Consider the following 12289-nt stretch of genomic DNA (forward strand, 5'->3'; position numbering starts at 1 on the left):
ATCAGAGGTGGAAGCTCCCCTCGATCACCGTCACGCATGCGCCGCCGAGCACGACCCGGTCGCCCGCATGGCGGCAGGTGAGGCGGCCTCCGCGTCGGCTGGCCTGGAACGCGGTGAAATCGGCGCGGCCGAGCCGGTGCGCCCAATAGGGGACCATCACCGCATGCGCCGAGCCGGTGACTGGATCCTCGTCGATGCCGGCGCCGGGGGCGAAGACGCGGCTGACGATGTCGGCACCGCTGGCGCCGCCGGGCGCGGTGACGATCGTGAGCACGTCACCCTGTGCCGTGAGCGCCTGGAAATCGGGCGTGAGCGCGAGCACGCTCGCCTCGTCCGCGACGACGACCAGCGCATAGCGATGCGGATGCCACAGCGTCTCTACCGCCGACACGCCGAGCGCGGCTACGATCGCGGGTAGCGAGCGCGGCGCGGGTGCCCAGGCGGGCAGGGCGAGCACATAGCCGGCCGCAGCCCGCGTCACGCTGAGCACGCCCGCGCGGCGCGTGCGAAAGTGCACCGATTCGCGCGCCGGATCGGCAGCCAGCACATGGTGCCCGCTCGCCAGCGTCGCATGGCCGCACAGCGCGACCTCGGTCGCGGGGGTGAACCAGCGCAGCTCGAAATCGGCCTCGCCGGTCGCATCGGGCAGGTAGAAGGCGGTCTCGGAAAGGTTGTTTTCGGCCGCGATCGCCTGAAGCACGGCATCGTCGAGCCAAGTCTCGAGCGGGATCACCGCCGCCGGATTGCCTGCGAACGCTCGGTCGGCAAAGGCGTCTATCTGGGCGAAGGGCAGCTTCATGCGCGGGTATCCTTGAGCAGATCGGTCTCGGTCAAGGGGTTGCCGGGTTCGTCGACATGGCCCTCGGGATCGATATGGATCAGCACCTCGGTCCCCGGAAACGCCTCGGTCAGCGCCGCCTCGAGCCGTTCGACGACGTCGTGCGCGGTCGCGATCGTCATGTCGGGCGCCATCCAGATGTGAAACTGGACGAAATCGCGCGTACCGCTGGTTCGCGTGCGCAGGTCGTGCAGCCCGATCAGCTCGGGATGCTGGGCCGCCACCTCGAGAAAGCGCTGGCGCTTTTCGAGCGGCCATTCGCGGTCCATCAGCTGGTCGATCGCGTCGACCGAGCCGCGCCACGCGCCGTAGAAGAGCCAGAGCGCAATGCCGATGCCGAACACCGCATCGGCGCCGCGGAACCCGGCATATTGTTCGCACGCCAACGCGACGATGACGGCGGCGTTGAGGAACAGATCCGATTCGTAATGCACCTTGTCGGTCGCGATCGCGATCGATCCGGTGCGGCGGACCACCGAGCGCTGATAGCGCGTGAGCGCGAGCGTGACGACAATCGCGACCACCGAGACGCCGATGCCATATTCGGCGCCGCTGCTCGCCTGTCCTTCGACCATCCGCTGGACCGCGCGCAGCAGGATCGCGAAGGCGGAGACAGCGATCACCCCCACCTGAAACAGCGCCGCGAGTGCCTCGGCCTTGCCGTGGCCGAAGCGATGGTCGTCGTCGGCGGGCTGCGCCGCCCAATGGACGCCGCCCAGCGTGACGAGCGAGGCGAACAGGTCGAGCACGCTGTCGGCAAGCGACGCAAGCACCGCCACCGACCCGGTGCGCCATGCCGCATAGCCCTTGAGCGCGCCGAGCAGGATGGCGGCCGACACGCTGGCGAGCGCGGCGCGACGCGCGACGTTGCTCACGGGTAGAGCAGGCTTTCGGCCCAGCCTGAGCCGGTACGGGCGAAGATGTGGCGATCGTGCAGGCGGAACTGGCGATCGGTCCAGAACTCGATGCGTTCGGGCGTGACGCGATACCCGCCCCAGTGCGGCGGGCGCGGCACGTCGCGCCCTTCATATTCGGCCTGATAGGCGGCGAAGCGCGTTTCGAACGCGGCGCGCTCGGGCAGCGTCTGTGACTGGAGCGAGGCCCAGGCGCCCAGCTGCGAATCGCGCGGACGCGTCGCGAAATACGCATCGCTTTCGGCATCGCCGACGGGGGCGACGGTGCCTTCGATCCGGATCTGGCGGCGCAGCGACTTCCAGTGGAAAAGCAGTGCGGCGCGCGGATGCGCGGCGAGTGCCGCGCCCTTGCGGCTGGTGCGGTTGGTATAGAAGACGAAGCCGTCGCGATCATGCTCCTTGAGCAGCACGATGCGGGCCGAAGGCGTGCCATCGGCATCGACGGTTGCCACCGTCATCGCGTTGGCATCGTTGATTTCGCTGGCCTCGGCCTCGGCAAACCAGCGGTCGAACAGCTCGAAGGGATCGGTGGTCATCGCGCGCAACCTCTACGCCGACACCGGGATGGTGTCGAGGAACGACTCGTTCCTTGGCGAATTGACTCGGCCTCGCAACGAGGAGGTATCCGGATGGCGGCACGCGCCTATTGGCAGGGGCAGATCCGTCTCGCGCTCGTCTCGATCCCCGTCGAGATATATACCGCCACGCGCTCGGGCGCGCAGATCGCCTTCCACCAGATCCACGAACCGAGCGGCCAGCGGATCAAGTTTGAAAAGGTGGCGCCCGGAGTCGGCGCGGTCGACCCCGACGAGATTGTCAAGGGTTACGAGATCGAGAAGGGCGAGTATGTCCTGCTCGAGCAGGACGAGATCGACGCGGTGAAGCTCGAATCGCGCAAGACGCTGGAGCTGACCCAGTTCGTCGACGCCGACGAGATCGACGTGCTTTACTACGAACGACCCTATTTCGTCGTACCCGCCGACGACTTGGCGGAGGAGGCGTTCATCGTGCTGCGCGAGGCGCTGCGGCGGGCGCGCAAGGTGGGGCTTGGGCAGCTCGCGATGCGCGGCCGCGAATATGTGGTGAGCCTGAAGCCGTGCGGGCGCGGCATGATCCTCGAGACGCTGCGCTATGCCGACGAGGTGCAGAAGGCGCAGGGCTATTTCCGCGAGATCCCGGACAGCGAGCCCGACCCCGAGCTGCTCGACCTCGCCCAGACGCTGATCGAGAAGAAGGCGGGCAAGTTCGACCCCAAGGGCTTTCACGACCGCTATGTCGATGCGTTGCGCGAGCTGATCGAGAAGAAGAAAAAGGCCAAGGGCGCCAAGATCCTGGAGGATCCGGACAAGCCGGAGAGCCGCGGGTCGAATGTGGTCGACCTGATGGCGGCGCTGAAGAAGTCGCTGAATACCGGCGATGCCAAGCCGGCGGCGAAGGCAAAGGCGCCGGCGAAGAAGGCCGCGCCGAAGAAGCCGGCAGCGAAGAAGCGTGCCTGAGCCCGACAGCCTCGCGCGCTACAACGCCAAGCGCGACTTCGCCAAGACGGCGGAGCCCGCCGGCACGGTAGCGAAGTCCGGCGGCAATCGCTTCATCGTCCAGAAGCACGACGCGACCCGGCTCCACTGGGACTTCCGGCTGGAAGTGGACGGCGTGCTCAAGAGCTGGGCGGTGACGCGCGGGCCCAGCCTCGATCCCGACGAGAAACGCCTGGCGGTGCGCACCGAGGACCATCCGCTCTCCTATGCCGATTTCGAGGGGACCATCCCCAAGGGCGAATATGGCGGCGGCACGGTGATGCTGTGGGACAGCGGCACCTGGGAGCCGATTGCGGGGAAGAGCACCAAGGATCTGGAGAAGGGCCATCTCCATTTCGTGCTCCACGGCGAGCGGATGCAGGGCGAATGGCTGCTGATCCGGCTGAAGCCGCGCGGCAAGGAGAAGGCCGAGAACTGGCTGCTCCGCAAGATCAACGACGGCCATGCCGGTGGCACGGACGAACTGGTGGAAACCGGGCTCACCAGCGTCACCACGGGGCGCACGATGCTGGAGATCGCGGAGGGGAAGAAGCCCCACAAGGTCTCCAAGCCCGCCGCCAAGCCAGGGAAAGCGGTCGCGGCGTCCAAGAAAAGCGGAAAGAAAGCGGGCACATCAAAGCTGCCGCCCTTCCAATCCCCCCAGCTCGCCACGCTGGTCAATACCGTCCCCACCGGCAACCAGTGGCTCCACGAGATCAAATATGACGGCTATCGCGCGCTGATCGCGACCGGCGGCGGCGGACCCAAAATCTATACGCGCTCCGGGCTCGACTGGACCGCGAAGTTTCCCGGGATCGCCGAGGCCGCAGCCGGGCTGCCGCCCGGAGCGCTGATCGACGGCGAGATCGTTGCGATGAAGGACGGCAAGCCCGATTTCTCGACGCTGCAGGAGGCGATCTCCGCCGGGGGCGAGGGGTTGCTCTGCTTCGCTTTCGATCTGCTCGCGGAGGGCGGCGCGGACCTGACCGCCCTCACGCAGATCGACCGGAAGGAAAGGTTGCGCGCGCTGCTGGTCGGCGCGGATGACCGCCTCCGCTTCTCCGAACACGTTATCGGTCAGGGCGAGAAGCTATTCGAGAGCATGTGCCGCGAAGGCTTTGAGGGCGTGGTTTCGAAGCGCACCGACGCGCCCTATCGCGGCACACGCAGCAAGGCCTGGCTCAAGGCCAAGTGCACGCGCCGGCAGGAATTCGTGATCCTGGGCTGGACCGCCTCCAGTGCACGGGGGCGCGGGTTCAAGTCGCTGTTGCTCGGGCTGAACCGGCCGGAGGGACTCGTCTATGCCGGCAAGGTCGGCACCGGCTTTAATACGGAGACGCTGCTTTCGGTGCGTGAACGCCTCGACCAACTCGCCGCCGAGCGGCCCGCCGCGAAGGTTCCCCGCCCGGAAGCACGCGGTGCCCATTGGGTGAAGCCCGAACTGGTGGCCGAAATTGCCTTTGCCGAGTTCACCGCGGAGGGCGTGGTACGCCATGCGAGCTTTCTGGGGCTGCGCGCCGACAAGCCCGCGGCCGAAGTCATCGCCGAACAGCCGGTCGACACAGAAGACGGCGGCGATGCGGCGCAGCCGGGCTCGGCGGCATCGTCCGTACGGATCACGCATCGCGACCGCGTGCTCTATCCCGAGGCAGGGATCACGAAGGGCGCACTGGCCGATTACTATGCCGCGGTCGCGCCGCTGGCGCTGCGCTGGCTCGCCAACCGCCCGATCAGCCTGGTGCGTTGCCCGCAGGGACGCGCCAAGCAGTGCTTCTTCCAGAAGCACGATGCCGGCAGCTTCGGCGCGCAGGTCCACCATGTCGACGTGCGCGAGAAGGACGGGCGCGTGCAGCCATATCTCTATGTCACCGACGTCGAGGGGGTGCTGGCCTGTGTGCAGATGGGAACGATCGAGTTCCATGGCTGGGGTTCGCGCGCCGACGATCTGGAACATCCCGACCGGATGGTGTTCGACCTCGACCCAGACGAGGGGCTCGATTTCGACACCGTACGCAAGGCGGCCGAACATTTGAAAGAACAGTTGGCCGAGATCGGGCTGACGAGTTGGCCGATGCTGTCGGGCGGCAAGGGCGTGCATGTGGTGGTGCCGCTGATCCCGCGCGCCGACTGGCCCGCGGTGCGCAGCTTTGCCGAGCGCTTTGCGCGCGCACTGGCGACGGCCGAACCCGAACGCTTTACCGCCAACGTCAAAAAGGCGAGCCGGACGGGCCGGATCTTCATCGATTATCTGCGTAACCAGCGGGGGGCGACGGCGGTGCTGCCCTATGTCGCCCGCGCGCGCGAAGGGGCGCCGGTGGCGGCGCCGGTGAGCTGGAGCGAGCTGCGCACGATCGACAGTGCGCGTATGTTCAGCATCGCCGATGCAGCACGGCTGATCGAGCGCGCCGCGGCGCGCGCGCTCGACGGCTGGGGCGAAGCCGAGCAGGTGCTGCCCGAACTTTAGCCCCCGCGCGCCACTGCCGGGCAGCGCCACCATTGCTTTTGCCATGCCCGCTGCGCGCGCGTAACGTGGCGTGCGGCGCGTCTGCCATGCCCTTGCGCAAGGCCGGGGTTGCAACAATGTTCCAGGCGTATCCGCCTGCCATGATGGTCAGGCGCATTGGGCGTAAATTGAACGGGGAATTTCGTGGCCGATCCTTATGCAACCCTGGGCGTGGCGCGGACTGCGACCGAGGCCGAGATCAAGAAGGCCTATCGCAAGCTGGCGAAGGAGCTTCATCCGGACCGCAACCATGACAATCCCAAGGCGGCGGAACGTTTTGCGCAGGTCACGCAGGCCTATGACCTGCTGACCGACAAGGACAAGCGCGCGCGGTTCGACCGCGGCGAGATTGACGGTGACGGCAATCCGACCGCGCCGTTCGGCTTTGGCGGCGCAGGCGGCGGCGCGCAGGCGGGATTTCGCCCCGGTGGCGGCCAGTTCGACTTCGGCGGAGAGGCAGCCGATCTGGGCGATATTTTCGAGGGGATCTTCGGCGGCGGCGCCGCGGGACGGCGCAACAGCGGCTTCAGCGGCGGTTTCGGCGGCTTCGGCGGCGCGTTCGGACGGAAACAGGCGGCCAAGGGGGCGAACGTCGCCTATCGGCTGGCGGTCGCGTTCGAGGATGCCGCGCGGCTGGCGCCGCAGCGCATCACGCTGCGCGACGGCAAGACGATCGACCTGAAGCTGCCGGCCGGCGTCGAGACGGGCACGCAGATGCGGCTGGCCGGGCGCGGCGAGGAAGGACCGGGCGGCCCCGGCGACGCGATCGTGACGATCGAGGTGCAGCCGCACCGCTTCTACACCCGCGACGGGGACAATATCCGGCTCGACCTGCCGGTGACGCTGTCCGAAGCGGTGCTCGGCGCCGAGGTGCGCGTGCCGACACCCGACGGCACAGTGATGCTGAAGGTGCCCAAGGGCTCGACCTCGGGCAAGGTGCTGCGGCTCAAGGGGCGCGGGTTCCATCACAAGGGCGGCGGCGGGCGCGGCGACCTGCTCGTCACGCTGATGGTCGACCTGCCGGTCAACGACGACGCGCTGATCCGCTTTGCGCAAGGGTGGAGCGGCCAGGGGAACCCGCGTGGTCGCATGGGCGTCTGACCCCTTGTGAAAACAGGGGAAACCACGAAGGCGCGACGCGGCTTCAGTGCGCGGGTCGGGGCGGTGTTCGCCCGTCTGGGCGCGGGGCCGCGCGTGTTCGTGGTGGTGCGCCGCGTCGTCGTGGGAACGTTCAACGACGGTTTCACCTATGCCGGCAACCTCGCCTACCTGTCGCTCGTCACGATCTTTCCGTTCGTGATCGTGGCGGCGGCGGTCGCGCAGTTGCTGGGCCGCGGCGGCGAGGGCGTGCGGACGCTGGACGCGTTTCTGCGCACTGTGCCGCCGGGCGTCGCCGAGGTACTGCGCCAGCCTGCGCTCGACGTGCTGCATGCGCGGACCGGCAGCCTGTTATGGTTCGGCGCGATCGTGGGGCTGTGGACGACGACGGGGTTTATCGAAACGCTGCGATCGATCCTGCGCTCGGCCTATCATGTCCGTTCGAACGTGCCCTTCTGGCGCTATCGGCTGGGGTCGATCGCGATGATTTTGGGGGCGGTGGTGCTCGCGCTAGCGGCATTCAGCGCACAGGTGTTCCTGATCGGCGTCGAGCAGTTCCTGGTCCATCTGCTGCCGTGGGCGCTCGAGGCGAAGCGGATCGTCGGCTGGTCGCGGCTTGCGCCGCCGGTCGCGCTCTATTGCGCGCTCTATATCCTTTTTTACGCGCTGACCCCCGCGGGTTATCGCAAGGGAGCGTGCCCAAAATGGCCCGGGGCGGCGTTCACCACGCTGTGGTGGCTCGGCGTTACCGCGATGCTGCCCTCGATTCTGGGCACGCTGGGCAGCTATGACCTGACCTATGGCAGCCTGGCGGGTGTGATGATCACGCTGATCTTCTTTTTCCTTGTAGGGCTTGGGATGGTGATCGGCGCCGAACTCAACGCCGCCCTAGCGGAAACGCCCTCGAACCGGCTAGAGGGGCTCCACGAAACGGAGGAAAACGAGACGTGACCGGATTGATGCAGGGCAAGCGCGGGCTGATCATGGGGCTGGCGAACGACCGCTCGCTCGCCTGGGGGATCGCGCAGAGGCTGCACGAGCAGGGCGCCGAACTGGCGTTCACCTATCAGGGCGAGGCGCTTGCCAAGCGCGTGCGGCCGCTGGCCGAACAGCTCGGTTCCGACACGCTGATCGATTGCGACGTGTCCGACATGGCTGCGCTCGACCAGGCCTTCGCGTCGCTGGCGGAAAAATGGCCGACGATCGATTTCGTCGTTCACGCGATCGGCTTTTCGGACAAGAACGAGTTGCGCGGCCGCTATTACGACACGAGCCTCGAGAACTTCCTCAACACGATGAACATCTCGGTCTACAGCTTCACCGCGGTGGCGAAGCGCGCGCGCGCGCTGATGCCCGAGGGCGGCGCGCTGCTGACGCTGAGCTATTACGGTGCGGAAAAGGTGGTGCCGCACTACAACGTGATGGGCATCGCCAAGTCGGCGCTGGAGACCAGCGTCAAATATCTGGCGATGGACATGGGACCGGAGAAGATTCGCGTCAACGCGATCTCGGCCGGCCCGATCAAGACGCTGGCGGCGTCGGGGATCGGCGACTTCCGCTACATCATGAAGTGGAACGAACTCAATTCGCCGCTTCGCCGCAACGTCACGATCGAGGATGTCGGCGGCGCGGGCGTCTATCTGCTGTCCGACCTGGCGTCGGGCGTGACGGGCGAGATCCACCATGTCGACGCCGGTTACAACGTCATCGGCATGAAGGCCGAGGACGCGCCGGACATCGCACTCGCGTGACGATCGCGATCCGCGGCGCGACCGGCGGCGACGTCGCCGCGATTGATGCGCTCCTGCGCGCGGTATTTCCCGCACGCGAGGAGGCGCAACTCGTCCAGCAGCTGTGCATCGACGGCGACATGGTCCTGACGCTGGTGGCGGACGACGAGGAGACCGGTGCGCTGGCGGGCGTGGTCGTGTTCAGCCGGATGACGGCCGAGATCGATTCACGCGCCATCGCCGCGGTCGCGCTGGCGCCGCTCGCCGTGGCGTCTGCCTATCGCCGGCAGGGCGTCGCCGAGGCGCTCGTCCGCGCGGGCCTCGACATGCTCGAGCGAGCGGGAGCGATGCTGTGCTTCGTGCTGGGCGACCCGGGCTTTTACGAGCGGTTCGGCTTTTCCGCCGAATGGGCGCGCGGCTTTGAATCGCCTTATGCCGGCGATCACCTGATGGCGTTACCGCTGCAGGGAGGCGCGATGCCGTGCGGCGTGCGCGGCCCCGCCACGCATGCGGGGGCGTTTGCGCAACTGAGCGGGGTCCTGTGAGCTTCAATACCTTCGGACGCGTCTTTCGCTTCACCACCTGGGGCGAGAGCCATGGCCCCGCGCTGGGTGCGGTGGTCGACGGTTGCCCGCCGGGGATCGCGCTTGAGGAAGCAGATATCCAGCCGTTCCTCGACCGTCGCCGGCCGGGCCAGTCGCGCTTCACGACGCAGCGCCAGGAGCCCGACCGTGTGCGGATCCTGTCGGGCGTGTTCGAGGGGCGGACGACGGGCACGCCGATCAGCCTGCTGATCGAGAATGTCGACCAGCGGTCGAAGGATTATTCGGAGGTCGCGCGCGCCTATCGCCCCGGCCATGCCGATTATGCCTATGATCAGAAATACGGGTTCCGCGACTATCGCGGCGGCGGGCGGTCGTCCGCGCGCGAGACCGCGGCACGCGTGGCGGCAGGTGCGATCGCGCGACGCGTGATCCCGCAGGTTTTGGTCCGCGCCTGGGTCGAGGAGCTGGGCGGGGACGCGATCGACCCGGCGCATTTCGACGCCGCGGCAATCGACCAGAATCCGTTTTTCTGCCCCGATCCGATCGCGGCGGCGCGATGGGAGGAGATCGTCGACGGCGCGCGCAAGCGCGGATCGTCGCTGGGCGCGGTGGTGACGTGCGAAGCCGTGGGCGTTCCGCCCGGCTGGGGCGCACCGCTCTATGCCAAGCTCGACAGCGAGCTGGCCGCCGCATGCATGTCGATCAACGCCGTCAAGGGCGTCGAGATCGGCGACGGCTTTGCTGCCGCCGCCGCGACCGGGGAGCAGAATGCCGATGCGATGCGCCCCGGCGTCGACGGCGTGCATTTCCTGGCCAATCATGCCGGGGGCATCGCGGGTGGAATCTCGACCGGGCAGCCTGTGCGCGTGCGAGTCGCGTTCAAGCCCACCAGCTCGATCCTGATCCCGGTCGAGACGGTGACGCGTGAAGGCGATGCGGCCGAGATCGTCACCAAGGGCCGCCACGATCCTTGCGTCGGCATCCGCGGCGTTCCGGTGGTGGAGGCGATGGTCGCGCTCGTACTCGCCGACCAGATGCTGCTTCACCGCGCCCAGTGCGGCTGAACGCACGATGAACCGAAGCGGGCCGGTGCGGCGTTCGGTCCCCCGGCGCGTTTTGGTTCGCGATTGCCGCTGCCCGCGCATCGATGCGGGTAGCGCCCGCGGCCGGCCGCTTCCATCGCCCATCGCGAACGGCTGGTCCCCAAGCTGAGCCCGATGCGGGGCAGGCCGTTGATCGGCCATGGAAATCCTCGGCCCTCCCCTCGTTGATCGGGTCCAGTCCAACAGGAACTGTGGGAGTAATCGATGCGTACCATTTCCATTCTTGCCGCCGGCGCACTGCTGATGCCTGTCGCGGCGATTGCCCATACGGCGCCAGCCGCCGGCCTGAACGCCGGCAGCGAGCATTCGGCGCAGGATCAGTCGCGCAAGCACCACAAGCGTGGTGACGCGCAGAGCGAGAGCAACACCTCGTCCACCATGGGCGACACGACGGGTTCGACCACGACCACGCCTGACAGCAGCACGACGACCGCGCCGACCAGCCCGAGCGATCCGACCGCGCCGGGTACGACGCCGACCACGCCGGGCGGGACGACCACGCCCGACAGCAGCACGACCACGACGCCGGGCGGCAGCACTGCGCCGCAGCCGAGCGGCACGCCGACGCCGCAGCGCTAACGCGCGCAGCGTACCGGATGCGGGAAGGGCCCGGCGGGTTGCCGCCGGGCCCTTCTTCACGATTCGGCTGAGGGCTTGCCTCGCCTCAGTCGGCGAACGGATCGCGCACGAGAATGGTGTCCTCGCGTTCGGGGCTGGTCGAAACCAGCGCCACGGGGCACTGGATCAGTTCTTCGACGCGCCGGATATACTTGACCGCCTGTGCCGGGAGGTCGGCCCAGCTGCGCGCTCCGGCCGTCGATTCGTGCCAGCCGGCGATCGTTTCATAGACCGGCTCGACCGCGGCCTGATCGGCGGCGTTGGCGGGATAATAGTCGAGCGTTTCACCGCGCAGGCGATAGCCGGTGCAGACCTTGATCTCGTCGAACCCGTCGAGGACGTCGAGCTTGGTGAGCGCGATGCCGGTGATGCCCGACACCGCCACCGACTGGCGCAGCAGCACCGCATCGAGCCAGCCGCAGCGGCGCTTGCGCCCCGTCACCGTGCCGAATTCGCGCCCGCGCGTGCCGAGCCGTTCGCCGACGTCATTGTCCTGTTCGGTGGGGAAGGGGCCCGAACCGACGCGCGTCGTATAGGCCTTGGCGATTCCCAGCACATAGCCGACCGCGCCCGGTCCCATGCCCGAACCGCCCGCTGCGGTGCCGGCGATCGTGTTCGACGAGGTGACGAACGGATAGGTGCCATGGTCGATGTCAAGCAGCACGCCCTGTGCGCCCTCGAACAGGATGCGGCGACCGCGCGCGCGCGCTTCGTTCAGCATCTTCCACACCGGCTGGGCGAACGGCAGCACGAAGCCGGCGATCTCGCGCAGCTCCTCAATCAGTGCGGCGCGATCGATCGGCGGCTGGCCGAAGCCGGCGCGCAGCGCGTCGTGATGTGCCGCCAGCCGGTCGAGCTGTGGCCCCAGATCGTCGAGATGGGCCAGATCGCACACGCGGATCGCGCGGCGGCCGACCTTGTCCTCATAGGCCGGACCGATGCCGCGGCGGGTGGTCCCGATCTTGCCGGTGCCGCTCGCATCCTCGCGCAGCGCGTCGAGGTCGCGGTGGAAGGGCAGGATCAGCGGGCAGGTGTCGGCAACCTTGAGCGTGTCGGGTGTCACCTCGACGCCCTGTTCGCGCAGCCGCGCCACTTCGTCGCGCAGCGCCCAGGGATCGAGCACGACGCCATTGCCGATGACGCTGGGCGTGCCGCGCACGATCCCCGAGGGGAGGAGCGACAGCTTGTACACCTTCTCGCCCACCACCAGCGTGTGGCCGGCATTGTGGCCGCCCTGAAAACGCACGACGACATCGGCACGCTCGGCGAGCCAGTCGACGATCTTGCCCTTGCCTTCATCGCCCCATTGGGCGCCGATCACCGCAACATTGGCCAAAGTTCGCGATCCTTGCATTGGCGTCCGCGCTGGGCTTGCCCGAACCGCGCCCCGCGACGCAGGCGGGCGCGGCTTGGAGAAGCCCAGGCC

At 67.9% G+C, this 12289-nt stretch carries 12 protein-coding genes; 8 read left to right on the forward strand and 4 right to left on the reverse strand.

The window, feature by feature from the left end:
- Nucleotide 1: 1 nt before the first annotated feature.
- Genes ACT3CF_RS01650 through pdxH form a run of 3 tightly spaced genes read right to left on the reverse strand, consistent with a single transcriptional unit; the run spans nt 2 to nt 2288 of the window.
- Nucleotides 2-799: a PhzF family phenazine biosynthesis protein gene (locus ACT3CF_RS01650; RefSeq protein WP_478419990.1), complete on the reverse strand. Its 798-nt coding sequence runs from the start codon at nt 797-799 to the stop codon at nt 2-4.
- Nucleotides 796-1713 (reverse strand): cation diffusion facilitator family transporter, encoded by a 918-nt coding sequence (locus ACT3CF_RS01655; RefSeq protein WP_478419991.1) that lies wholly within the window; start codon nt 1711-1713, stop codon nt 796-798. The genes ACT3CF_RS01650 and ACT3CF_RS01655 overlap by 4 nt, the downstream gene beginning before the upstream one ends.
- Nucleotides 1710-2288, reverse strand: a complete 579-nt coding sequence (gene pdxH, locus ACT3CF_RS01660; protein WP_478419992.1) for a pyridoxamine 5'-phosphate oxidase — start codon at nt 2286-2288, stop codon at nt 1710-1712. The genes ACT3CF_RS01655 and pdxH overlap by 4 nt, the downstream gene beginning before the upstream one ends.
- 93 nt (nt 2289-2381) lie before the next feature.
- On the opposite strand from pdxH, the gene ku reads away from it, so the two are divergent.
- From ku to ACT3CF_RS01700, 8 genes are all read left to right on the forward strand, one after another.
- Entirely contained in the window at nt 2382-3248 is an 867-nt protein-coding gene (gene ku / locus ACT3CF_RS01665; protein WP_478419993.1) for a non-homologous end joining protein Ku, read from the forward strand.
- On the forward strand, nt 3241-5730 hold the full coding sequence (ligD, locus tag ACT3CF_RS01670; RefSeq protein WP_478419994.1) for a DNA ligase D: 2490 nt from the start codon (nt 3241-3243) through the stop codon (nt 5728-5730). Before ku ends, ligD begins: the two co-directional genes overlap by 8 nt.
- A 183-nt stretch (nt 5731-5913) precedes the next feature.
- Entirely contained in the window at nt 5914-6870 is a 957-nt protein-coding gene (locus ACT3CF_RS01675) for a DnaJ C-terminal domain-containing protein (RefSeq protein WP_478419995.1), read from the forward strand.
- A 63-nt stretch (nt 6871-6933) separates the two neighbouring features.
- Nucleotides 6934-7818, forward strand: a complete 885-nt coding sequence (locus ACT3CF_RS01680; protein WP_478419997.1) for a YihY/virulence factor BrkB family protein — start codon at nt 6934-6936, stop codon at nt 7816-7818.
- Complete coding sequence (fabI, locus tag ACT3CF_RS01685) at nt 7815-8618, forward strand: enoyl-ACP reductase FabI (protein WP_478419999.1); 804 nt, start codon at nt 7815-7817, stop codon at nt 8616-8618. Before ACT3CF_RS01680 ends, fabI begins: the two co-directional genes overlap by 4 nt.
- Complete coding sequence (locus tag ACT3CF_RS01690; RefSeq protein WP_478420000.1) at nt 8615-9142, forward strand: GNAT family N-acetyltransferase; 528 nt, start codon at nt 8615-8617, stop codon at nt 9140-9142. Before fabI ends, ACT3CF_RS01690 begins: the two co-directional genes overlap by 4 nt.
- Nucleotides 9139-10206 carry a chorismate synthase gene (aroC, locus tag ACT3CF_RS01695; RefSeq protein ID WP_478420001.1) on the forward strand — a complete coding sequence of 356 codons (1068 nt, stop codon included), beginning with the start codon at nt 9139-9141 and terminating at the stop codon, nt 10204-10206. The genes ACT3CF_RS01690 and aroC overlap by 4 nt, the downstream gene beginning before the upstream one ends.
- Nucleotides 10207-10449: 243 nt before the next feature.
- Entirely contained in the window at nt 10450-10824 is a 375-nt protein-coding gene (locus tag ACT3CF_RS01700) for a hypothetical protein (RefSeq protein WP_478420002.1), read from the forward strand.
- An 85-nt stretch (nt 10825-10909) separates the two neighbouring features.
- On the opposite strand, the gene ACT3CF_RS01705 is transcribed toward ACT3CF_RS01700, so the two are convergent.
- Nucleotides 10910-12199 carry an adenylosuccinate synthase gene (locus ACT3CF_RS01705; RefSeq protein ID WP_478420003.1) on the reverse strand — a complete coding sequence of 430 codons (1290 nt, stop codon included), beginning with the start codon at nt 12197-12199 and terminating at the stop codon, nt 10910-10912.
- Between the last annotated feature and the right edge of the window lie 90 nt (nt 12200-12289).

This window comes from Sphingomonas chlorellae (assembly GCF_056485145.1).

Coding starts and splice junctions, on each gene's coding strand:
- ACT3CF_RS01650 (WP_478419990.1), bottom strand. CDS start 799: ATGAAGCTGCCCTTCGCCCAGATAGACGCCTTTGCCGACCGAGCGTTC.
- pdxH (WP_478419992.1), bottom strand. CDS start 2,288: ATGACCACCGATCCCTTCGAGCTGTTCGACCGCTGGTTTGCCGAGGCC.
- ku (WP_478419993.1), top strand. CDS start 2,382: ATGGCGGCACGCGCCTATTGGCAGGGGCAGATCCGTCTCGCGCTCGTC.
- ACT3CF_RS01700 (WP_478420002.1), top strand. CDS start 10,450: ATGCGTACCATTTCCATTCTTGCCGCCGGCGCACTGCTGATGCCTGTC.